The organism is Paenibacillus plantiphilus, from assembly GCF_927798095.1.
Taxonomy (GTDB): Bacteria; Bacillota; Bacilli; order Paenibacillales; family Paenibacillaceae; genus Paenibacillus_Z; species Paenibacillus_Z plantiphilus.
The window spans coordinates 16,201-39,062 of record NZ_CAKMMF010000039.1 but is presented as its reverse complement, the minus strand read 5'-3'; the positions used below and the strand labels follow the sequence as shown (position 1 = coordinate 39,062).

At 50.8% G+C, this 22,862-nt stretch carries 24 protein-coding genes; 8 read left to right on the top strand and 16 right to left on the bottom strand.

The window, feature by feature from the left end:
• Positions 1-48: 48 nt before the first annotated feature.
• The gene (locus tag L6H65_RS23990) at positions 49-696 is read left to right on the top strand and encodes a nitroreductase family protein (protein WP_236346447.1); all 648 of its coding nucleotides are present in this window, start codon (positions 49-51) and stop codon (positions 694-696) included.
• Positions 697-805: 109 nt separating this feature from the next.
• On the opposite strand, the gene L6H65_RS23985 is transcribed toward L6H65_RS23990, so the two are convergent.
• The 3 genes from L6H65_RS23985 to L6H65_RS23975 all read right to left on the bottom strand — a co-directional run bounded on the left by L6H65_RS23985 (position 806) and on the right by L6H65_RS23975 (position 2,757).
• Positions 806-1,537: a YebC/PmpR family DNA-binding transcriptional regulator gene (locus tag L6H65_RS23985; RefSeq protein ID WP_236346444.1), complete on the bottom strand. Its 732-nt coding sequence runs from the start codon at positions 1,535-1,537 to the stop codon at positions 806-808.
• Positions 1,538-1,767: 230 nt separating this feature from the next.
• Positions 1,768-1,965, bottom strand: coding sequence for a cold shock domain-containing protein (locus tag L6H65_RS23980; protein ID WP_236346440.1), 198 nt, complete (start codon positions 1,963-1,965; stop codon positions 1,768-1,770).
• Between the two features lie 75 nt (positions 1,966-2,040).
• Positions 2,041-2,757, bottom strand: coding sequence for a class I SAM-dependent methyltransferase (locus L6H65_RS23975; protein WP_236346437.1), 717 nt, complete (start codon positions 2,755-2,757; stop codon positions 2,041-2,043).
• Between the two features lie 192 nt (positions 2,758-2,949).
• Between L6H65_RS23975 and L6H65_RS23970 the strand changes: the two genes are divergently transcribed.
• On the top strand, positions 2,950-3,183 hold the full coding sequence (locus L6H65_RS23970) for a hypothetical protein (protein ID WP_236346434.1): 234 nt from the start codon (positions 2,950-2,952) through the stop codon (positions 3,181-3,183).
• Positions 3,184-3,204: 21 nt separating this feature from the next.
• Here L6H65_RS23970 and L6H65_RS26730 read toward each other — a convergent pair whose 3' ends face one another.
• Entirely contained in the window at positions 3,205-3,423 is a 219-nt protein-coding gene (locus L6H65_RS26730; protein ID WP_307728392.1) for a hypothetical protein, read from the bottom strand.
• Positions 3,424-3,636: 213 nt separating this feature from the next.
• On the opposite strand from L6H65_RS26730, the gene pepF reads away from it, so the two are divergent.
• A complete protein-coding gene (gene pepF, locus L6H65_RS23960; protein WP_236346427.1) occupies positions 3,637-5,427 on the top strand; it encodes an oligoendopeptidase F in 1,791 nt (596 codons plus the stop codon).
• A gap of 91 nt (positions 5,428-5,518) precedes the next feature.
• Here pepF and L6H65_RS23955 read toward each other — a convergent pair whose 3' ends face one another.
• Positions 5,519-5,998 carry a helix-turn-helix domain-containing protein gene (locus tag L6H65_RS23955; RefSeq protein ID WP_236346425.1) on the bottom strand — a complete coding sequence of 160 codons (480 nt, stop codon included), beginning with the start codon at positions 5,996-5,998 and terminating at the stop codon, positions 5,519-5,521.
• Between the two features lie 38 nt (positions 5,999-6,036).
• Positions 6,037-6,597 carry an NADPH-dependent FMN reductase gene (gene ssuE / locus L6H65_RS23950; RefSeq protein WP_236346422.1) on the bottom strand — a complete coding sequence of 187 codons (561 nt, stop codon included), beginning with the start codon at positions 6,595-6,597 and terminating at the stop codon, positions 6,037-6,039.
• A 316-nt stretch (positions 6,598-6,913) separates the two neighbouring features.
• Here ssuE and L6H65_RS23945 point away from each other — a divergent pair, with 316 nt between their 5' ends.
• Positions 6,914-7,168, top strand: coding sequence for a hypothetical protein (locus tag L6H65_RS23945; RefSeq protein WP_236346419.1), 255 nt, complete (start codon positions 6,914-6,916; stop codon positions 7,166-7,168).
• 265 nt (positions 7,169-7,433) lie between these two features.
• On the opposite strand, the gene L6H65_RS23940 is transcribed toward L6H65_RS23945, so the two are convergent.
• The gene (locus L6H65_RS23940; protein ID WP_236346416.1) at positions 7,434-8,276 is read right to left on the bottom strand and encodes a DUF92 domain-containing protein; all 843 of its coding nucleotides are present in this window, start codon (positions 8,274-8,276) and stop codon (positions 7,434-7,436) included.
• A 122-nt stretch (positions 8,277-8,398) separates the two neighbouring features.
• On the opposite strand from L6H65_RS23940, the gene L6H65_RS23935 reads away from it, so the two are divergent.
• The gene (locus L6H65_RS23935; RefSeq protein ID WP_371877761.1) at positions 8,399-9,553 is read left to right on the top strand and encodes an HD domain-containing phosphohydrolase; all 1,155 of its coding nucleotides are present in this window, start codon (positions 8,399-8,401) and stop codon (positions 9,551-9,553) included.
• A 45-nt stretch (positions 9,554-9,598) separates the two neighbouring features.
• Here the strand turns inward: L6H65_RS23935 and L6H65_RS23930 are convergent, their stop codons facing one another.
• From L6H65_RS23930 to L6H65_RS23915, 4 genes are all read right to left on the bottom strand, one after another.
• The gene (locus L6H65_RS23930; protein ID WP_236346410.1) at positions 9,599-10,336 is read right to left on the bottom strand and encodes a glycerophosphodiester phosphodiesterase; all 738 of its coding nucleotides are present in this window, start codon (positions 10,334-10,336) and stop codon (positions 9,599-9,601) included.
• Between the two features lie 32 nt (positions 10,337-10,368).
• Complete coding sequence (locus tag L6H65_RS23925) at positions 10,369-11,736, bottom strand: CapA family protein (protein WP_236346407.1); 1,368 nt, start codon at positions 11,734-11,736, stop codon at positions 10,369-10,371.
• A 93-nt stretch (positions 11,737-11,829) separates the two neighbouring features.
• Positions 11,830-12,885 (bottom strand): MBL fold metallo-hydrolase, encoded by a 1,056-nt coding sequence (locus L6H65_RS23920; protein ID WP_236346404.1) that lies wholly within the window; start codon positions 12,883-12,885, stop codon positions 11,830-11,832.
• Complete coding sequence (locus L6H65_RS23915; RefSeq protein ID WP_236346401.1) at positions 12,882-13,631, bottom strand: class I SAM-dependent methyltransferase; 750 nt, start codon at positions 13,629-13,631, stop codon at positions 12,882-12,884. The genes L6H65_RS23920 and L6H65_RS23915 overlap by 4 nt, the downstream gene beginning before the upstream one ends.
• Before the next feature lie 224 nt (positions 13,632-13,855).
• On the opposite strand from L6H65_RS23915, the gene L6H65_RS23910 reads away from it, so the two are divergent.
• Genes L6H65_RS23910 through L6H65_RS23900 form a run of 3 tightly spaced genes read left to right on the top strand, consistent with a single transcriptional unit; the run spans position 13,856 to position 17,405 of the window.
• Entirely contained in the window at positions 13,856-15,184 is a 1,329-nt protein-coding gene (locus tag L6H65_RS23910) for a spore germination protein (RefSeq protein ID WP_236346399.1), read from the top strand.
• Complete coding sequence (locus L6H65_RS23905) at positions 15,181-16,287, top strand: hypothetical protein (RefSeq protein ID WP_236346396.1); 1,107 nt, start codon at positions 15,181-15,183, stop codon at positions 16,285-16,287. The genes L6H65_RS23910 and L6H65_RS23905 overlap by 4 nt, the downstream gene beginning before the upstream one ends.
• Before the next feature lie 14 nt (positions 16,288-16,301).
• The gene (locus tag L6H65_RS23900) at positions 16,302-17,405 is read left to right on the top strand and encodes a Ger(x)C family spore germination protein (protein ID WP_236346395.1); all 1,104 of its coding nucleotides are present in this window, start codon (positions 16,302-16,304) and stop codon (positions 17,403-17,405) included.
• Positions 17,406-17,450: 45 nt separating this feature from the next.
• On the opposite strand, the gene fni is transcribed toward L6H65_RS23900, so the two are convergent.
• The 5 genes from fni to mdh all read right to left on the bottom strand — a co-directional run bounded on the left by fni (position 17,451) and on the right by mdh (position 22,848).
• Positions 17,451-18,521 (bottom strand): type 2 isopentenyl-diphosphate Delta-isomerase, encoded by a 1,071-nt coding sequence (fni, locus tag L6H65_RS23895; RefSeq protein ID WP_236346394.1) that lies wholly within the window; start codon positions 18,519-18,521, stop codon positions 17,451-17,453.
• A gap of 243 nt (positions 18,522-18,764) precedes the next feature.
• Positions 18,765-18,899 carry a hypothetical protein gene (locus tag L6H65_RS26645; protein WP_290370470.1) on the bottom strand — a complete coding sequence of 45 codons (135 nt, stop codon included), beginning with the start codon at positions 18,897-18,899 and terminating at the stop codon, positions 18,765-18,767.
• 183 nt (positions 18,900-19,082) lie between these two features.
• Positions 19,083-19,514: a hypothetical protein gene (locus tag L6H65_RS23890; RefSeq protein WP_236346393.1), complete on the bottom strand. Its 432-nt coding sequence runs from the start codon at positions 19,512-19,514 to the stop codon at positions 19,083-19,085.
• A gap of 91 nt (positions 19,515-19,605) precedes the next feature.
• The gene (gene recQ / locus L6H65_RS23885) at positions 19,606-21,813 is read right to left on the bottom strand and encodes a DNA helicase RecQ (protein WP_236346390.1); all 2,208 of its coding nucleotides are present in this window, start codon (positions 21,811-21,813) and stop codon (positions 19,606-19,608) included.
• A 93-nt stretch (positions 21,814-21,906) separates the two neighbouring features.
• Entirely contained in the window at positions 21,907-22,848 is a 942-nt protein-coding gene (mdh, locus tag L6H65_RS23880; protein ID WP_236346389.1) for a malate dehydrogenase, read from the bottom strand.
• Positions 22,849-22,862: the final 14 nt, after the last annotated feature.

Here is a 22,862-nt window from a genome sequence, read left to right as displayed (position 1 = left end):
CAAAAACAGGACGGTTTACTATAATGAGAAAGGGAGTGATTACGGATAATGAACTATGAATCGGTCAAACAACTAATCCATGAACGGCGCAGTGTCCGCAAATTTACGGACAAGCCCGTATCGGTAGAACAAATACGCGAGCTGATTGATTGCGCTAGATATGCGCCAAGCGATACGAACTCACAGACATGGGCTTTTATCGTCATTACGAATAAAGAGAGGATCAAAGCGATCGAGGAGATCACCTGGGCGCAGCTTCATGCCCGTGCAGAGCGCGCAGAAGCCGAGGGACTGACCAAGGAAGCGAAACTGCTCGTGAAGTCATTCGGCCCGTATGCGACAGCATTCTCGAACGCTCCGGCACTCATTGTCTGCCTTGCAACGCCTTATGTTTCCAAATTCCGTGATCGCATATTTGATCCTATCGCTCTTGTCGGTGATGAGGTATGGCGCGAGGAAGGAATTAAGAGCAGCTGTCTTGCATCCCAGAATCTGATGCTGGCTGCCCATGCAATGGGACTCGCTACTTGTCCAATGACTGGTCCCGTCCTGCTGGCGGAGCAGCAGCTCAAGCAGTATCTGGAGATCGAGGAGCATCTGGATGTGAACATGGTTATCGCGCTCGGCACACCTTCGGAAACGCCTGGCAAGCTGCCGCGCAAAGATATCGACGATATATTGACCATTATTGAATAGCAGCAGATTGATTGCCGCTGCAGGCTTATGGCGTCTTCCCGCAGCAACAAGAAAACCATAGTCTTCTCCGTAACGGGAGGACTATGGTTTTCTTTCATACAACGTATAATTACTCGTCTTCGCCTTCTATCTCGAAATTCGCATAAACATCTTGAACGTCATCATTATCCTCGAAGGCATCCATCATCTTGATCAGCTTCTCCGCGTTCTCGCCCTCGGACTTGACTGTATTCTGAGGAAGCCAGCGCACCCCTGCGCTCGTGAACTCATAGCCTTCCTTCTCCAGGTTCGTCTTCACCTGCTCAAACTCATGCGGGTGAGTAATGACTTCAAAGCTCTCTTCATTAACGATGACATCCTCTGCGCCGGCATCCAGCCCTTGCAGCATGATCGTATCCTCATCTGTCTCATATTGTTCGCGATCAATAACGAGCAGACCCTTCTGATCGAACATATAGGATACGCAGCCGCTCTCGCCCATATTGCCGCCCCGTTTATTGAAGATGGAGCGAACATCGGCTGCCGTCCGATTGCGATTGTCTGTCAGACAGCGAACCATAATGGCTACACCGCCAGGACCGTAGCCTTCATACATAATTTCTTCATACTCCACACTGTCCGTGCTTCCGGCTGCTTTCTTGATCGCACGCTCGATATTATCTGCGGGCACCTGCTCAGCGCGGGCTGCTGCTATCGCTGTCTTGAGTGCGAAGTTGGACTCCGGATTCGGTCCGCCCTTGCGCGCGTGGACATAAATCTCACGAGCAAGCTTGACGAATTTATTATTTTTAGCCTGATCGGCCTTGCCTTTCCGGTCTTTAAACAGCTTGAACTTTGGCATAACGATCTCTCCCCCGACGTTTCATTCCATTGTCCAGTTTATCATCTCGAAAGCACTCAGGTCAAAGCCCCTGATCTGCAGTAAGGATGCATGCGAAGTAATATGGATGTACGCAAAGCGGACAATCATGCGGCATGATCCGGAAGCATAAAGAAAAACCCCGACAACTCATTGTCGGGGTTTCGTATAGGTCGAGCATTCATTATTGGATTTGGTGAAATTATGCGAGCCTACAGCTTAACAACGTTAGCTGCTTGCGCTCCACGGTTTCCTTCTGTCACTTCGAACTCAACCTCTTGACCTTCATCCAGAGATTTGAATCCGTCGCCTTGGATTGCCGAGAAATGAACGAATACATCCTCACCATTCTCAACTTGAATAAAACCATAACCCTTCTCTGCGTTAAACCACTTGACTGTCCCTTTCAAATTAACAACCTCCTAGAATATCGCCGTCTACCGGCGAATATTGCCATTATACTCCCAGCCAGCAGGAAATGCAACTTAGACAACAATGCTTAAGCCCACATTGGACCCCGGGATAAAAGGAAGCTTGCTCTCATAGCATTCAACAGCTGCGCCAAGGCTGCGGATGGATTCCATTATACGATCAAGATGCGGATATTGCTCCCACTTCAGTGTCATAATCGGGAATACTTTAATAATCCCTCCTGCCCTGCACACTCGCATCATTTCAAGCAAGGATTGGCAATGAAATTCATAATCGAACTGATCGCCATACAAAAACAGAAAGTGGCTGCATAATACAAGGGAGAATTGTCCATCTTCAAAAGGCAAGTTCGGCAGGCTGCCCTCTCTATAATGAGAACGCCCCCCGGTTGTGCCAATATGCGCTGCGAAACGATCATGCGATGCTTCTCGGCCCGCTTGATGCTGGCGCAGGTCGCCATAATAGCTCCAGTCAAATTGCTCTTTTATATTCTCCAGCTTGGCTGTTGAGGTAATAATTTCGGCTCTCGCCTCTTCGATCCATTGTGATGAATGCTGCGCATATCTGGGATCTACTGCAATCGCGTCATAGCCGCGCGATGTTGCGCTTGCGACGAATGAGGAACCCCCTGCGGCGATATCCAGTATCGCACCCGACTGAAGCTCTCTAGCCGTCAAATCGAACATGCTCACATACTCTTCGAAGCTGCGGCATGTCATTGCCACGCCAATCTGCTCATAACCTTTCATTTTGCGCTCGCCTCCGCTCATCTCTACTCATCTCTTCTCTCTTCTCATCTCAGCTCACAAAAATGCGACTTCTCTCTACGCCCCTCTAACCATGTGCAATTATAAGGAAACAGGGGATAGTTTCCATATCCTATCACACTTTATATTTGATTTCTACCCACTATTATGGCTATGATTAAAGGATACAACTTGAGGATGATGGAGGAATTTGGAATGTTCAAGAAACATCAAATTTACAAAACAGATAAATACAACATGCTGACTGTCGAGGTGCAGGGCAAAACGCTTATCGTGCGGGAGATTAACGAGCAATGGGGAGAGGAATGCCATACATTCGTAAGTCGTCCTGAAATGCTTCATTGGGCAGAGAACCGCTTCCGTCTAGCAGACTATGTCGGCCGCGAAGAAGAACGAAATGCAATTATTGCAAGCTTCAAGGAGATTTAAACGCGAGTTGCAGAAGGAAAATTAATCCTTCTCCTCGAACATATCAGAGAGCATTTCTTCATAGGTTGAGCGGAGAGGAGAGCCCTTCCAGTTGAACATGTCAGCGACTATAATTTTCATCATTGCCTCATTTGCGTTTGGCGTAGTTGCCATTCTGCAGCGGAACAGCATACCCGCCCCATTGCGAAGATGGGTGGCGGCCACCGCCATATTTTTTATCGCATTTGCATTTTTTCTCATCGTGTACAGCATTACAACTATGGGAACATAACTTGATGACTGTAGGGCCACAATAAGGGACAAACTGTGCAATGGAGTGTGATCCTTTTGAAGCGGCTGTCCCTCATATTGTCCCTTGCCCTGCTGCCGTTATCCGGCATACATACTGATAGCTCGTCTGCTCTTGCAGCAGAGATGCCTTCAACCATTTCGAACCAACCGAGGAGGATTCCGATGAATCACGTACCGAAACGTTCCGAAACTGCAGCCGAGCATCGCTGGACGCTCGAAGACTTATTCACAAGCCAAGCCGCCTGGGACAAGGAATATGCACAAGCCAAGGAGCAGATCAAGAGTGTGGCTGTCTTTCAAGGCAAGCTGGCCGATCCTGAGCAATTGAAGGCCTGCTTCGAGCTTGAGGATGATCTCTCGCTGCATGTTGAGCGCTTGTACGTCTATGCGAACATGAAGCATCATGAGGATACCGCAGAACCGACTTATCAGGCATTATCCGACAAATCCAAGAAGCTGAGCGTGGAGACGAGCGAAGCGCTCTCCTTTATTACGCCTGAAGTGCTTAGCCTCACGGATAAAGAGCTTGACGCGCTGGTCAGCAATCCCGCCCTCGCCAAATACCGTCATACGCTGGAAGAAATGCGCCGCCAGAAAGCTCATATTTTGTCCAAAGGAGAGGAAGCGCTGTTAGCCCAGGTCGGCAATGTAAGCCAAGCGCCAGGCACAATATTCAGCATGCTGAACAATGCCGACCTCAAGTTTCCGAAGGTGAAGAACGAGGATGGCGAAGAAGTAGAGCTGACACACGGCCGCTACATTCAGTTTCTGGAAAGCAAGAACCGTGATGTGCGCAGCGCAGGCTTCAAAGCCATGTACGAAACATACGGCAAGCTTAAGAACACGCTCGCTTCCACGCTGAATGCGAATATAACTAAGAACATATTTTATTCCCGTGCCCGCAAATACCCGTCAACCTTGGAAATGTCGCTCTATGGCGACAACATTCCGAAGGAAGTGTATACCAATCTGATTGATACCATCCATAAGCATTTGCCGCTAATGCATCGTTATATGGAGCTTCGCAAGAAGCTGCTTAAAGTCGACGAGCTTCATATGTATGACTTGTTCGCACCGCTTGTTGACGAATTCAAGATGGATATTTCATTCGAGCAGGCCAAAGCAACTGTCAAAGAAAGTCTGAAGCCGCTGGGAGAAGATTACCTGAAGGTGCTTCAGGACGGGTTCGATAATGGCTGGATTGACACCTATGAGAACGAGGGCAAGCGAAGCGGCGCCTATAGCTGGGGCGCATATGGCACACATCCTTACGTGCTGCTGAACCATAAAGATAATTTGAACAGCATGTTTACATTGACGCATGAGATGGGTCACGCCCTTCACTCCTACTACTCTGACGGAAATCAGGACTATCGCGATGCGCAGTATACGATTTTCCTTGCCGAGGTGGCATCAACGCTCAATGAAGCGCTGCTTATGGATTACATGCTCAATAAGTCGACGAATCCGAAGGAAAAGATGTACCTGCTTACCTATTACGCCGATCAGTTCCGTACAACTGTATTCCGGCAGACGATGTTCGCCGAGTTTGAGAAAATTACGCATGAGCGGACTGAAGCAGGAGAATCACTGACTCCACAGGAGCTAAGCCAAATTTACTATGACCTCAATATGAAATATTATGGTCCCGGCATGGTCATCGACAAGGACATCGAGATGGAATGGGCGCGCATTCCGCATTTCTACACCAGCTTCTATGTGTACAAATATGCGACTGGTTTCTCTGCTGCAACAAGCTTCTCGAAGCAAATTCTTGAAGAAGGCGCACCAGCAGTAGAACGATATCTCGGCTTCCTCAAGAGCGGCGGCAGTGATTACTCCATCAACATTCTGAAGAAAGCCGGCGTCGATATGTCAACGCCAGAGCCAATCGAACAAGCGATGAGCGTATTCGAAGAGCTGATAGAGCAAATGGAACAATTGACGAAATAAAGCTGCATGAGCCAAATAACAAAGAACCTCCCGCCACGGATTCCTATCATGTGGCATTGGAGGTTCTTTTCTTTTCTTTTCTCTGTCGGCGTTAGATGCTGTACGTGCCGATGAGCGACTTATCGAGTGCTCGAACGATAGCCTCTGAGTCAAGCTTGGCGTTGACGATCTTCAAATCCTGCAGCTTCTTCACCAAGTTGGAGTCGCTTCGGATCAATTCGGTCAAATCCCTCAGATTCTGCCATTGCAGAGAGAACTGATGAAGCAGCTCCATGGCGGCGCTTGTTTCCTCGTCTGTCAGCGTTCTTCCCTCGAAGGATGCTCCATGCTGGAGCAGTGTCTTCAAATCAGTGCTGCTTGATTCCGTTTGGGTCGTGCTCCGTCCAGCAATCTCATCGAGCGATACTTGAAGAACATCGGCTACTGCAATCAGCTGCTTGACTGTCCATTCACTGGCATCCAGCTCCAAGCTTCGATATTTAGTAATAACAAGTGACAGCGCATCTGCCACCTGCTGCTCTGAATAGCCCTTTTGCTCTCGCAGTTGAAATATGTTTTGTCCGATCGCCATTCCGATCCTCCTCCTATAATTGAGATTCCATCGTCATATTAAGACAGCAGCGGCGCGGACTGCCCTTTAAATAGTAGAGTTGCTTCGGCAAACTGGTCGATTGCCGCATCAAGCCGCCTCGTCAGCTCCTCCTCCAGCAGGAATTGGTTATCCTCTGTCCGCTGAACTTGCGAATCCACAGCATACACGCCTTGTGAAATGTGGCGGGCATAGAGTGCGGAGAGAACGGGCTTCAAAGCATAATCAATGGCTAACAGATGAGAGAGCGTACCGCCGATGAACAGCGGCAGAACAATTTTGCCCTCCAACCCTTTTTGCGGCAGCAGGTCCAGATATGTTTTCAGTACGCCGGAGTAGGAAGCCTTATATACCGGACTCGCAATGATGACTGCATCTGCCGCTTCCACAAGTCCATTCGCCTTCGTAATCGCTGGACTATCCCATCGTGTAAGAATAAGATCCTCTGCCGGCAGTGACACGACTGGCAAAACATCAACATGCCAGCCTCTGGATAGCAACGCCTTCTCTACATGCCCTGATATGCCGTTCAAACGTGATCCAGCATTGGGACTTCCTGTTATGACAACTACTTTTGGCATAATTACCACACTCCAATCTCTATTATCGTGTTACTGCTCTACTGCTCAGCGAGCATCCTCTGAATTTCGATAGCGTTCATATCGTACTTGATGAAGTTATCCGTAATTTTATACGCATTATTCCTACCTGTCAACTATGAATTAATGGAGTGGTGCTAGTACTAGTGGGGTTTTGACTCCTTTGCCCATTATCCCTTTCGCTCAGGTCCATACATGAAAGATGAGTTGAGGGCGGTGGACCGTTCTCAGAGTGTTGGATTGGAGGGCGGACTGTGGTTCGTTGTTAGAGCGTTCGATTGGGGGGGACTGTGGTTCGTTGTCAGAGCGTTCGATTAGAGGCGGTGGTGGTTCGTTGCTAGAGCGTTCGATTAGAGGGCGGACTCTGGTTCGCGCGGTGTTTCGCTGCATGACGGCGGTCGGTCGACCACATGAGCAGGCGGTGATGGACCATTGTCAGAACAGTGGATTGAAGGGGCTATGGTTCGATGTCAGATGGGTGGATTTGAGACAGGTTGTGGTTCGATGTCAACGAAGCTATATTGGATGGGTTGTAGGATGGGTTGTAGGTTAGGTTCAGTCATATTGACGGTTTGTCAGCAGTTTTGCACTACTGAGCCAAGGGGATAGTGGGCATAAGGGTGTTGTCCCCCCTCACCCGCCTGGAATAAGAACAATCGCCGCAAGCAATTGGAACATAGGTTCAAATCGCTTGCGGCGCTCAGCAGAGACGATTATTTTATTTGCTTTCTCGCGGCGGCAAGTACGCAAGAAAGCAAGCTTATAGACAAACGCCGGGAAAATCACGCACTACAATTTCATCTTTTCTAATCGATTTATTAGGTAAAAATCATGCCGCCGATTCCCCATGCAAGCAGGCCGGCCGCAGCAGATGAGGTCAGGTTGACGATATCGTTCGTCATCCATGCGCGGCCGCGCGTTGCCTGTGCAGCGGCGCCGCAATGCTCGCCGCGCTCAGTCTCGCTGCCACAGACGCGGCAGCGGTACATCCCTTGCACTGTCGCGCCGAGCAGCGAATCTGCAAAGGCGCCGAATGTGCCGGCCGCTGCCGCGACGGCGATGAGCGCGCCCGGCGAGGCCCCGGCCTCCGCAGTCGTCAGCAGCGCTGCGACTGCGCCAATGAATGCAGCGCCGGCTACGGCGGCGGCGCTGCCAAGCGGCGTCACACCGCCGCTCGTACCTGGCGGCACAGGCTTGCCGCCAAGCACATGTCTCGGCGCGGTCCGGCTTAACGCGCCGATCTCCGTTGCCCACGTATCGGCGTTGACCGCGCCCATCACGCCTACGAAGGCATAGAGCCAGCCGGGATCAGGCCACAGCGCGTTCCCGGCGCATAGCGCAAGACCTAAACCCCCGTTCGCCCATACTTGTCCGGCATCACGGCGGCTGCTCTTCGCATAATTGGCTTCGGCCATTTGCTTCTGCCGATGATGCTTCTTCCATTTGGACCATGCTGAAGAAGAAAGAAAGAATGCCAGTAACAATCCAATCCAGAGCGAACCGCCAAGCGTAACGAAGCCTGCTCCCATAACAGCTGCCGACCACGCGCCCGAGGCGGATAAGGACCGTGCCCGATAAGCGATATATGCTGCGCCTCCACTGCCAAGCATACTTACGGCAAATATGCCGCCCATGTTCCAATCCTGCATCCAGCCCATCATTGATCAAAGCGCCTCCATTCAACTTTTTTGCCATTACATGTTTACATTCTATTTGCACAAGCAGGATTCATAGCTGATTCCGTCGAACATCCTATTTCATAACCGCAATCCAACATCGAGGAGTGTATCTTTTGCACTATAAATCGAATGATGCCGCAGGCTCAGATTCAAGAGGGCAATCTCCTGAACAAATGCTTCGAATTATATTTGACTATACAGCAAAAATCGCTAACGAGCGAAGCCTGATCAGCGTTCTGCTGCACATGGCCAATATGGGCAGAGAAATGATATTGGCCGACCGGTGCACAGTATGGCTAATTGACCATATTCGCGAAGAGCTGTTCACGACGGTCGCACATGGCGTGGATGAAATCCGCATTCCGCTCGGCACTGGCTTCGTCGGCCATTCTGTTACGACTGGAGAGCCTCTCCTCGTCGAGGATGCCTACAGCGATCCCCGGCATAATGCAGAGAATGACCAGCGTACCGGATACAGAACCAAATCGATTATTACTGTGCCTTTCGTCGGCAATGATGGCAGCATTATCGGCGCGTATCAGGCCATTAATAAGATGGATGAACAAGCGATCTTTACTTCAATCGACCTGGAGCATCTGACGCTGGCCGCATCCTATGCAGGCAAATCTCTGGAATCGGTCATGCTTCACGAGGAGATTGCCGCTACGCAGCGGGAAATTATTTTTGCAATGGGAGAGATTGGCGAGAGCCGCTCGAAGGAAACGGGCAATCACGTGAAGCGGGTTGCTGAATATTCCTATATTCTCGCGCTTGGCTATGGACTCAGTGTTGAGGAAGCCGAACAGTTGAAGATGGTGTCGCCTATGCACGATATCGGCAAAGTCGCCATTCCCGATGCCGTTCTGCATAAGCCCGGCAAGCTGACAGAAGAGGAATTCGAGCTTATGAAGCAGCACACCATTACCGGCTACAACTTGCTGAAATCGTCAGGACGCGAGCTGATGAAAATGGCATCGATCGTCGCTTACGAGCATCATGAGAAATGGGACGGCACCGGATATCCGCGCGGCCTGAACGGAGAAGACATCCATCTGTATGGACGCATTACCGCAATTGCTGATGTATTCGATGCGTTGGGCAGCGACCGCGTCTATAAGAAAGCCTGGGAGCTCGACCGCATACTCAAGCTGTTCGAAGAAGAGCGCGGACGCCATTTCGATCCGCATCTGGTGGACATCTTCCTCCAGCAATTTCCCAAGCTGCTGACAATTCGCCAAAACTACAGAGATATAGAGTAATAAGAAACCGGTCAACCCGCAGCAGCACGGGGTGTGACCGGTTTCTTATTGCTGCTTCGCAAGCAGCTGCCCGTATCGGTCGGGGTAATTCGTACAGATGACAATCGTCGGATCGATGGCTGCAAGCCGCTGCATATCCGCTATATCATCCACTGTCCAGGCCATGACAGTTATCCCGGCTTCGCGCATGAGCTCCATAAGCTTCGATGAGACACTCCGGTAGCCAAGCGACAGAAACCCCGCCTCCAGCTGCCGCAGCTCATCCAATGCTTTATGCGGCGACATTTTATCGACGATAAGGCCTGTCTCAATCTCCTCTGACAGCTGTCGGACTCTACGCAGCGCACCTGTATCAAATGAGGTTATGACTGCATCATGCTGCAGTCCATGCTCATATACAAGCTCCACAACGCGCTGTTCCAGCATTGGGTATAGACCGCTGTATGTTTTCAACTCAATGTTGAGCCGGCAGCGGCCTTTGGCAGCCTCTATAACTTGCTCCAATGTCGGCACGCCTTCTCCTGCAAACTGCTTATCAAACCAGCTTCCAGCATCGAACGCATACATTTGCGCAGCTGTATAATCAACCACACGACCAGCCGCATTCGTTGTCCGATTGACCCGATCGTCATGAATGACGACCGGTATGCCATCACTGGACAGCTGGACATCCAGCTCGATCCACTGTACGAATGGAAAAGCCAGCGCCTCGCGAACGGCTGCCAGCGTATTCTCGGGAGCAAGCCCTGAAGCCCCCCGATGGGCTGCACAAGGATTATTCATAGCGGCTCCTTCTACTCTTTCTTCACAATCTACTACTTCGACTTCACATATCCCTCAGCATCGACCACCGCATTAATCGAAAGGCTCGATAATCGTTTAAGCAGCGCTTTCTTCTGCTCGCCTTCCAGCGGAATCGGCTGTGAAGCGACCGCTCTCATAGGGTGGAATTGCAAGCTGCACTCACCTTCCACCGTACAAACGGCATCCAAAACTCCCGTATCCTTCGTCTTCTCCGTCTTCGTCATATTGAATATAAAATTGCCCAGACTGTAGGAAATCCATTTGCCCTTGTACTGCTCCAAGCCTTGCAGCACATGCGGATGACTGCCGATAACAAGATCTGCTCCTGCATCAATGTATTCACGAGCGAGCCGTTTCTGGTCTCCGTTGGGATAATCTTCCCGCTCAATCCCCCAATGAACCATAACGACAACGAGGTCCGCTTGCCCCTTGGCTTCCTTGATCGTCTTAACGGCGCGTGTTGAATCATACGTTTCCGCCAAGCCCGCACGTTTATCAGTCGCCTTCCACTCCCCGACAGGCAATACCCGCGACAGCCCGACATAAGCGACGCTGATCCCGTTCGCCTCCAGCAATACAGGCTTATAGGCTTCCGTTTCATCATTCCCGGCGCCAACATTGGGAATGCCCGCTTTATCGAGATAACCGATCGTATCGAGGAGCCCTTCGACATCTTGATCCAAGGTATGATTGTTCGCCAAATTTACGACGTCGAATCCCGCTTCCTTAAGCGCAGGCAGCGAATCCGGCGTTCCCTTGAATACATATTGCTTATTCTTCGCAGGTATGCCGCGCTCCGTAATTGGATTCTCCAAATTGCCGGCCAACAGATCAGGCTCCAGCAAATATGGCGATGCTTTCGCATAGGGATAATCGAATCCGTTCTTCTTCATAAGCGCTTCTACAGAGGAAGCAAGCAATATGTCTCCAACAAAGGAAAGCTTGATCGTCTTGCCCTCCCCGCCTTCGACATTATCTCCATCATTCCCTGGAGCTGCGCCATTGTCCGGGCTCTGCGAATTGTCGCTCCCCTTGTCAATCTCCTTGTCGCTCTCATCCGGCGGGTCCGTTTCCTCAGAAGGTGTCGCACCCCCATTCGATGGCGTTTCCTCATCATCGGTGCTGTCAGGAGAAGGCTGGGCTGGCTCCTTATCGCCTGTGTTCCCGGGCTGGTCAGAATTCCCCTTATCCGCAAGCTGACCAGGCTGCTCCATCGGAGCTTGATCTGGATTGCTGTCTTTATTGTAAGCTGCGTACAAGACAGCCCCTAGAATACAAATCACCGCAAGCATCGATAAATTAAAAATAATTAGTCTGCGCATTCGTTTGTTTCGGCGATTCTTATCCTGCTGACGTGATTCCGAGCGTGATACGAACATGTAGGTATAAGCTCCTTTTGCGCTATGTAATGGGGTTCGCGAGAATACAATCCCTACCATTATACCAAGTTTTAATGTACTTAAGTAAGCGTTCTATTCCAGCTTCAGTCCCCTGGCATGATAGACGATCACGCCATCCCTTCGGCTGCTGCTGATCGCATTGCTCTTCACAAGATGGAACAGATGCGCCAATGTCTCAGACATCGCGAACCGCAGATTGTGCGTATTGCCGGTAATCCGCGGACCGAACAACCGCTCACACATGGCATAGCCAGTACAGGCTTCCTCCTGCACCAGCTCGTGCATCCTTTCCAATCGGCGCTTATGGTGCTCCTTCAGCTCCTCAATGCGACCCCCGAATTCGGTGAAAGGATCACGATGTCCGGGAAATGCAAGCTCCACCTCATATTTGCTTAACTCAGTCAAGCTATTCAGAAACAAGTCCAGCTCCCCGCCTTCATCGCCCGGCACAACGCTTACATTTGGCGTAATATGAGGCAGCACCTGATCACCGCAAATCATCCACTTCCTCTGAGGCGCATAGAAGCACAGCTGGCCGCGCGCATGCCCCGGAGCATCTAACAGTTGCCATTCGATGCCGCCCATGAGCAGCGTGCCGCCTGCCTCTATAAAGTCAACCTTGGGCTGAGGGGATACGCGCTCGATGAAGCTTTCCAGATGCGGAGTCATCTCCTCCAGCAGTTGCTCCGGCATCCCGTGCTGCCGATACAACGGGACCAGCTCCGCAGCAAACGAACGATCCTCCCCCCACATCTTCACCACATAAGCATAGGATTCAGGCGAGATCAGTACGGGAGCGCCCGTCTGCTGCTGAAACCATCCCGCCAAGCCGTAATGATCCGGATGCTGATGCGTGAGGACGATCGTGTGGATGTCGCGAAAGTTAAGCTGATGCTCCGTTAAAGCTGCTTGCCACTGCTCCACCGCCTCCGGCGTATGCAAGCCCGGATCAATAAGCGTATACCCCTTCTCGTCCTGCAAAAGGTAGCTGTTCACCCATTTCAGCGAGAATGGCAGCGGTATCTTCACCTGTATAAGCCCGTAAGGCCATACTGTCGTGCCTGTCGTTCCTGTCGTTCCTGCCGTTCCTGTCGTTCCTGCCGTTCCTGTCATGCCCGCTTCGCTCAAGACTCGGCCCTCCCTGTTAGAATCATACGCTTTGATGCCAGCTCATCATAGCCGCCACCCTCATAATTACCGTATACATGCTCAAGCTTCAATCCAGCTTCTGCAAGCGCAGCCTCGAACCATGCCAACGGATATAAGCGCACGCGCTCTTCATATTGCCTCACATCGCTGCCATCAGCAGCGCCAATCCGTATTTGCTTAATTACCCATCCGTCCGCAATCGATCTTGTTTCTTCAATGCGAAGACCCGAAGTCTCGTCCACCCGCTCCGAGCGTGGCACCAGTGTCCGCTCTACATTAGCCGGATTGAGAAAATCAATCAGAAATCGCCCGCCTGCCCGCAGCACACGCCGAATCTCTGAAAGGACACGCTTATTGTCACGCTCATCATCGAAATACCCAAACGAAGTAAACAAATTGACGGTAGCATCGAATCGGCCCGCTTCAAAGGGCAGCTCCCGCATATCTCCCTGCAAGAGCGTCTCGATAAGACCCTCTTCATTATGTCTGCGCGCCTCCGTCAGAAGCGCCTCCGACAAATCAATTCCCGTAACCCGATACCCCAGCTCAGCAAGAGCCAGAGAGTGTCTGCCCATTCCGCAGCCTATATCAAGCACCTCGTCATTGTGCTGCAGCTCCAGCCATCCCGACATCCGCTGCACCTCTTGCTGCGCCTGCTCCCAGTTCCGATGCTTGTACACAATCATATAATCAGAGCCAAAGCTTCTCTCATACCATGCTGTCATTGGTAAATGCAATCCTCCTTCTTCAAACGTAAAAGGTCTGCAATAGCAAACTGTCCTATTGTCCTATGTACCGCGCCAAAAGCCTCCAATCCCGCTTCAAGCGCTGCTTATTATTGTACTGCACGAACCGAGCTTCTGGCAAAGCAGCTCTATCGTGGAATATTCTTCATTCCTTCCTGCGCATAATACTCTTGACTGACATTGCTGCACAAGGAGGGAATAGGATGCTGAACCGAATAACGACCCTGTTTGCCGAAGCGAAGGATTTGAACACGTATCGCATGAGCAACAAGGAGATGGTTATAGAAATTGCCTATATTAGCTCGCTATGCGATGAGAGCAAGGTGAGCGACTTTATACTCGTACCTTTTCAGAAAGAGCTTCAGCCCTTCGATGACATTGTGGAACGAAACCCGCAGTTCCAGATTATCCAGGATCCTGCTATGTGGGCCAGCATTATTCTTCGCGGATTCGTGCTCCTATCTGTAAAAGGTCGCATCTATGCCTTGGACACAGCCCGCATTATCCGCAACGAAACCCCTGCAACACAGGTTGAAACCGCTATTCTCGGACCACAGCTTGCCCTGAGCGAGGATATGGTGGATTCCATCAATATTATTCGCAGCCGCTACCCTTCACCTGAGCTGGCTATGGAAGAGAAGACGATAGGCTCCATGTCTCATACCCGGATTATGATTCTCTACGACAACCGCCATGTTGACCCCAATGTGCTGAGCGAGGTCCGATCGAAGCTGCAATCCATCAGAATCGACTTTCTGAATGCAGCGGGCCAGCTTGAGAGGAAGCTGAGCGGGAAGCTGGGCTTGCTGCCCACGATCATCATTACCGAACGGCCGGATCGCGTCGCGAATTCCCTGCAGCGCGGGAAGATTGTGCTGCTGCTTCAAGGCACTATGTTTGCCCTGATCATGCCTGCTACTTTCTATGAATTCATGCATGCAGTGGATGATAATTATGATTCATTCTGGATGACCCGCATGCTCATACTGCTTCGCTACTTTGGTGTCATACTGACCATAACGATGCCTGCTCTCTATATCGCCGTCATCTCCTACAACCCGGAGCTGTTCCGTGTCCAGCTCGCCTTCTCCATTGCCGGCAGCCGCTCTGCTGTGCCATACCCATCCTTTATCGAGGTGTTTATTATGCTGTTCATGATTGAATCCCTTATCGAAGCAAGCTTAAGGCTGCCCAAATATATCGGATCAACGGCTACGACTGTTGGCGGACTTATACTCGGCCAGGCCGCACAGCAAGCCGGCCTTGTCAGCAGCATTATGATCATCGTCACCTCTGTTGTGGCAATATCCAATTTTGTCGTCCCTGTCAACAACATGTCCATTTCAATCCGCTTCATGAAATACCCGCTTATAGTTCCCGCCATATTCTTCGGCCTTACGGGAGTAACGGTGGGCATATTCGCATTGCTCTGCTATATGACCCATTTGCGAAGCTTCGGAAAGCCTTATTTCCGAATATTCGGCCCGATCAAAGCCTATACGAGCGATATCGGGCAGGTGAGTGAGGAATGAACCGCTACTTCTACTATAATGTATTTCTCGGCAGCATGCTTAATTTGATGCTGTATGTTCCCCATATCCTGATCAAATACCGTTACAATGGCGCTATCTCTTCCATGCTCGTTGCCGTTGCAATCGGAACCGGCCTCGCTTACTTGTTTACCACTGTCACGCAGGCATTCCCAGGTAAAGGCTTGCCGGAAATACTGTATATTTTTTTTCCCAGAGCAATCGTTATTCCTATTCTCTTGTTTCTGGCCGCCATGTGGTATGTTGCCTCGGCTATCGCGATCATTGCGTATGCAGTGCTGATCAACCGATTCTTCAATCCCGATACTAGCGCCATCATCGTACTCGGCCTGCTTACTCTCGTCTGCATCTATGGCGCGACCCGATCGACTTTGAGCGTCATGTTTATGATGGAGATGGGGTTGATTATCAACACGCCGCTCATTCTGTTCATATTAATGAAGTCCGTTCGAAGCGAGAATATCAGCTGGGATGCCATTCGAACAATTGCTAACTACTGGAATCAAATGCCGCAGCTGACTCCAATCGCCGCAGCCAGCTATATTTTTACCGGATACATTAATTTTTCCATCTACAATCGGCTGACACCACCTAACTTCCGTCTGAAATTCCGCTGGATGATTCCAGTCTTCTGTACTGTCATTATGCTGATCTCGTTTTTTGTCCCCATCGGTTTCCATGGCACGGAAACTGTCGTCCACTACATTTATCTGTGGAGCGTCACATCTGACTCTCTCATTATGAACTATGGGTTTATAGAGCGTGTCATCTTCGTCTTTCTCATCTTGTATTTGAACCTGACGCTGATCTATACAACCTCGGGCTGGCATCAGGCGATTGAAATGATTAAAAGCTGCTTTCCGAGCAACAAGCCAGATGTTGACCAACGCGAAATTCCCTGGATCAATTGGGCTATCGCAACCTTGTTTGCTATTGTTTCGCTGCTATATCTGCATTTTTTTGACGAGAAAGAAAGCTTCAAGCTTGCATCGGCCTGGCTTGTTTTGCGGCTCTTCGCTGAAGCGGGCACCGTTTTTCTGCTGTTCGGTATGACCTTGAGATATAGGAGAAAATCTTCCCTGTAAGGAGGAACAGGAGTATGAGGCAGAACAAGCTGATCCAACTCGCAATTGTGCTTCCTATTCTGCTTGCAACACTATCGGGATGCGGCTTCAAAGATATTGACAAGCGATTTTTCGTTGTAGCTGCCGGCATTGACCGGCCAGTGAATAATCCCAACCGCTATCTGGTCACACTCAAGCTGGCCGTCCCTTCTCCCAAGATCGAGCCAGGATCTGCAAAAGCACAGGTGGAATCCGTGGAAGCTTCCACAATCGCTGAAGCGGTCAGGTTGATCAAATCCCGTGTCGATAAAGAGCTGGACTTTGGCCATTGCAAGCTTTATCTGCTCGGTGACCGGCTTTCCAGCCAATACTATCCTGACGCCATGGATTGGATATCGCGCCGCCGTGACATCCAGAATGTAGCCTATATCGCAATTGGCAGGCCGGATGCGAAGACGGTAATAGAGATGAATCCCCCAACAGAGCGTTTTCCGGGGAACACCTTATTTCTACAGCTCGGCAAGGATGGAACCGAATCTGCATATATCGTTCCCGTCTTTAGCTTTGATTTCATTCGCAAGGCTCAGGAACGTGGAATAGACCCTGTACTGCCAATCATGAACAAGGAAAAAGAAGAGTATGTCATCTCAAAGCTTGCCTTGCTCAACAAAAATAAAACCGTTGCAACACTGAGCCCGAATGAAACAGAAATTTACAATCAAATCAGTCATCATATGAAAAAATCTACCGTTACGGCCACGATCAACGGTCAATCGCTCGTACTGGCAGTCAACAAAATATCTTCCCGCTATCGGATCGTGAAGGAAGCGAATGGCTCTCACATATTGAAAATGAAAATTTACATTAGCGGCATATTCGAAGAAGCGCCTCTCGGGGTATATTCCAGCAACTGGTCGAAGCTGGAGCAGAAGTTTAACGAGCACTATGAAGCTGAGGCTAATCATCTGCTGACTAAAATCCAGCAAGCAGAGGTTGATCCCTTTGGTTTCGGGCTTCGTTACCGCGCTACTCATGCAGGCAGTGATCAGACCTGGAAAGCTTGGCTCTCCATCTACCCGCAATTAAAGTTCGAAATCAAGGCAAACATAAAGATTGATGGGACCGGAATATCAGACTAGCCCGCCCGCGAATCCCGGTCCGAAGCCGCCAGTGATCGCTGACCGCTATCGCGCAAGCAATCGATCACTGGCACGCAGCTCCGCCAATGTGCCTGCTCCGATACCGAACATCGCTGTACGCAGCTCAAATTCGATCTGCTCCAACTGCGCATGCAGCTCACTGGCATTCGCAGCTCCTGTACCAGCAGCTCCAGCCAGTAATGTTCGGCCGAAGCCTGCAAGATCAGCGCCTAGCGCAATCGCTTTAGCCGCATCTACGCCCGTTCTAAGCCCGCCGCTCGCTATAATGCTCGCATGAGGCAGTTTGCTGCGCACCTCCAGCACACAATCAGCCGTTGGAATGCCCCAATCAGCGAAGGCTGCGGCTGCTGCCTCACGCAGTGAATTTCGCGAACGAAACTTCTCAACCTGACTCCACGAGGTTCCTCCTGCGCCCGCTACATCAATGAAAGCAACGCCAACATCGACAAGCGCGGCAGCCGTATCCGCATCAATACCCCAGCCAACCTCCTTGACGCCAACAGGAACGTCCACCTTGCGGCACACCTCACCGATACGCTTCAGCAAATCGCGGAAATCTGTGTCTCCTTCCGGCTGGAATACCTCCTGCAGGCTGTTAAGATGCAGCACCAGCGCACTTGCTTCCGCTAAATCTACGGCACGCCTGCACTGGTCAACGCCATAGCCGTAATTGAATTGCACAGCGCCAATATTCGCAATAATAGGAATAGTCGGCGCTTCCGCCCTCACTTTGAACGTGGCTGCAAGCTCCTCGTTCTCGATGGCGGCACGCATAGAACCCAGTCCCATCGCCCAGCCGCGCGCTTCTGCTGCTTCAGCAAGGCGCCGGTTAATAAGGGCTGCTTCCTGCGTGCCGCCAGTCATAGAGCTGATTAGAAGCGGAACCTGCATGGGCACAGAATGGAACGCGCAGCTCGTATCAATGTCATTGAACGCAATATTGGGCAACGCGTTATGACGGAATGCATAACGTTCGAAGCCTGTCTCCACACCAACACCTTGCACCTGCTCCTGCAGGCAAATCCGAATATGCTCTCCCTTTCTCTTCGAAGTCAACTGGTATTGCTCTTGATTAGAAAATTGCCCTTCCGCCATACCGTAATCCCCCAACAATAATAGGTTTATCTGAAATCGCAGCCAGCTGCTGCTGTCGCGATCCGTTATTTCCCGATATTCAATCCCTGCACAAAAAATCTCCTGCTTATTATCATATCACATAATGAACAGGACAAGAGAATGTCATACATTTGTCGGAAAATAGCACTGAACAGACAAAGGGACCGTTCCGGCTTTCGCGGGCGGTCCCTGCACAAGAATAAAGAACATTCGTTCTTCCATTTACCTTATGTTGCCGATTGAGTTCTTTGCTGTTTCATGCCTGCTCTTCAATACTTTCTCAGCCCCTGCAACAGCTCCGCTAAAAGCCGTGAACATAATCGCAGCAGCAATGACTGTCAGTGCCATACGTTTCATCCGTAAACACCTCCTTCGCGCTGTGGTATATCCCAAATAATGGTTATCCTATATGTACATGCCCCTCGCTGCTTCATGATTCGGAATACATTTCCATTATAATTCAATTTCATTCATTGGCATACAAAAAGTCCGCACAGAGAAATTCATTCTCAGTGCGGACCAACTGCCGTTCGTTATCCTCTACGCGCCTTTAAAAAACGGATATTGCATCAAATAAATAGTAACCAGATAAAGGACAAGCACAATAATGCTCAGTACACGCGCCTTATTAATATGCGCTGTTGCGCTTTGACCGGATTGGATGGAAGCTACAATCCGTTTAAGCGGCTTCGTTGCGATTCCGCCAAGCGCTGCAATTGCCAGGAACAGCACGGTAACGAGAATCATCCAAAGCACGGTGTAATCATTCTTGGACATCAGGTAGCCGCCAGTCAGCAGCTGTACGATCAGAAAATACTGTGCAATCCGGTTAGCAGAGATTAAGCCTTCTGCCAGTCCAGCTTGTCCAGCTCCGGCAAGCTTGGACGCTTTGCCCACCAACAATGGCATAACGATGTAGAACCCCATGCCTACCGCACCGATCGTATGCAACAACACCATAAACTCGAACATTATGCTTCCTCCTGCACACTCATTATTAAATCCTAATCATTATACTAAAATAATGATTCAAATTCAAAAGACAACGCTTTATTTACGAATATTAAGCCAGACGATGCTTCACAATGACCGCTTTAATTGCAAAATAATCCACATCCGATGGCAGCCCTTCTTTAATCGGCTTCAAACGCTCTGCTCCAACCTGCTCAATGGTTCGTATAATAAGATCCTCATGCTGCTCGGGAATAAAGGCATCCCAGTCAATATCCTCGCCCTCTTCACCACAGCGAAGCAAATGGTTCTCGATGGTGACCCGCGACATCTCCCGCTGTGCAGCAATTTGCTTGATTGAGAGGCCGCTGCGCAGCAATATCAAGGATTGCAGATGACTGGACATATCCGCTTCATCCCCATCCCCAACCAAAGATGCCCCTCTCTCGCCAGTTGCAAGAGAGCGCGCTGTCCGTGATGAGTTGCCGCGCGGCTGAGCTCCGCCATCCGCTTGCAATGCATCACTGCCGCCATCTGTGCGGAACTTCCTTACGATAGCAATAACATCCGTGCCATACTTGCTTGCTTTCGCTGCGCCTATCCCCTTCACAGACAATAGCTGCTCCGTCGTCACAGGCTGACGGTCGGCAATTTCCCGCAAAGCGGCATCGAAGAACAGCATGAAGGGCGGCACATGCTCCCGTGCAGCCGTCTCTCTCCGCCATTCTCTAAGCGCTTCGAATAGCGGCGAGTTGACAGCAGCGGCTGCTCCTTCGCCTGCCCGCCGTTTGGCGGACATGCTGCGGCGTCTGAAGACACTTACAGTGCCCTCCAGCACCGGCAGCGCTTCTGCAGCCAGGGAGACGGTTGGATATTCCCCCTCGCTAATCCGCATATACCCCTCTGCTACAAGCCAGTAGAGCCAATCCGTAATCTCCTTCTCCGGCCAATCCCGGAGCAGCCCATAGGTCGATAATCGGTCAAGTCCGAACTCCAGAATCCGCTTCTCCCGCGAGCCCTTCAGCACCTTGGATGCCATCGATACGCCAAACCGGCCCTTCAGGCGGCCCACACAGGACAGCGCCTTGCGGGCTTCCTCCGTCATATCCAGCTTCTCGCTCTGATCCAGACAATTGCTGCATTTCCCGCATGCAGGAACATCCGCTTCACCGAAATAGCTGACGATGAACTGCAGCAGACAGCGCTCCGTGCGGCTGTAATGCATCATCGTGTACAATTTATTGAGCTGGATGGTCCGCCGCTCCGGATCGGTGGTTCCTCGTTCGATCAAGAACCGCTGCACCTGAACATCCTGCGGCTCGAACATAAGCACGCATTCGCTCTCTTCGCCATCTCGTCCGGCACGTCCCGCTTCCTGATAATACGATTCCACATCGCCAGGCATCTGCCAATGCACGACAAACCGCACATTCGGCTTATCGATCCCCATCCCGAAAGCATTCGTCGCCACCATCACCCGAATATCATCGAAGCGGAACAGCTCCTGCGCCTCTGCTCTTTCTTTGTCGCCGAGTCCTCCATGATACTTTCCCGCGCTAATGCCCAGACGGGTCAAAGTGTCGCAGACCTCCTCCGCCTCCTTGCGGGTGGCTGTATAAATAATGCCGGATTGATCCGCTCTCTGCGCCAAATAATCACGCAAAAATTTACGCTTGTCTGTACCTGTAACGACCGACAGCGATAAATTCGTCCGCGCAAATCCAGTAACGAAGACGTTCGGCTCCCGCAGTCTCAGCATATCGGCTATATCCTGCGTTACCTCCGGCGTCGCTGTTGCTGTGAAAGCCGCAACAGGCGGACGGTTGTCCAGTCTCCCTATCCAATTGGCAAGCTGCCGGTAGCTTGGGCGAAAATCATGCCCCCACTGCGAAACACAGTGCGCCTCGTCGATCGCGATCAACGAGATGTGCATCTGCGCTGTGAATGATTCGAACATCGTGCCATCCAGCCGTTCAGGAGCAACATACAGCAGCTTGTAGACGCCCTGTGCTGTCTGCCTGATAACATCGCGATAGGTCGCCGCATCAAGAGAGCTGTTCAAATACGCAGCGGACACGCCCAAGCGGCCAAGCGCATCAACCTGATCCTTCATAAGCGAGATTAGAGGCGAAACAACAATTGCCGTCCCTGGCAGCAGCATCGCCGGAAGCTGATAGCAGAGGGATTTGCCTCCACCTGTAGGCAGAATTGCAAGTGTATCCGTGCCTTCCAGCAAACCGCTTATAATGTCGCCTTGCCCTTTGCGGAAGGTGTCAAAGCCATAGACCTGCTTTAACATCCGCTGCGCCTGCTCAATCATCGATACACCTCCGTTCTTCCTGACAAAATGAAGACCCTGACGTCATACAGTCAGGGTCTCATGTGCTTCATGAGTAGATAATCGTTCTAACCACTAGCCCGTTACAACTTTAATTACGTTGCGAACCGAGTCTGCGGATTTATCAAGCGCTGCCTTCTCTTCGGCTGTCAGCTCAAGCTCAAATATTCGCTCGATGCCGTCGCCGCCAAGAACGACTGGAACGCCCATGAACAGATCGTTATAGCCATATTCGCCTTGCAGCAAGGCAATAACCGGAAGGATCCGTTTCTTGTCCTTGAGAATCGCTTCCGTCATTTGCACAAGCGATGCAGCAGGCGCATAGTAGGCACTGCCGTTGCCGAGCAGATTAACGATTTCGCCGCCGCCAACACGCGCGCGTTGTACGATTGCTTCGATCCGATCAGCAGGAATCAGCTTCTCGATCGGAATACCGCCAACGTTGGAGTAACGAACGAGCGGCACCATGTCGTCGCCATGACCGCCAAGCACGAAGCCGCGAACATCCTCGACAGAAACGTTCAGCTCTTGCGCGATGAACGTGCAGTAACGAGCTGTATCAAGCACACCGGATTGCCCGATCACACGGTTTTTTGGGAAGCCCAGTGCTTGGAAAGCAGCATAAGTCATTGCATCCACTGGGTTGGAAAGAATGATCACATAGGAATTTGGGCTCGTCGCTTTAATATTCTCACAAACCGATTTCACAATGCCGGCATTCGTGTTCACGAGATCATCGCGGCTCATGCCGGGCTTGCGAGCAATACCTGCTGTGATGATAACAATATCGGAATCAGCTGTATCCGCATAGTCGGAAGTGCCTGTGATGCGGGAATCGATGCCTTGAACAGGAGTGGACTCCATCATATCAAGCGCTTTGCCTTTTGTCGGGTTCTCAAGCTGTGGAATATCAACGAGCACGATATCTCCGAGCTCTTTTTGCGCAAGCATCAATGCAGTAGTAGCGCCTGTAAAGCCAGCGCCTACAACAGTAATTTTATTCCGCTTGATAGCCATTTTCCCAATTGCCT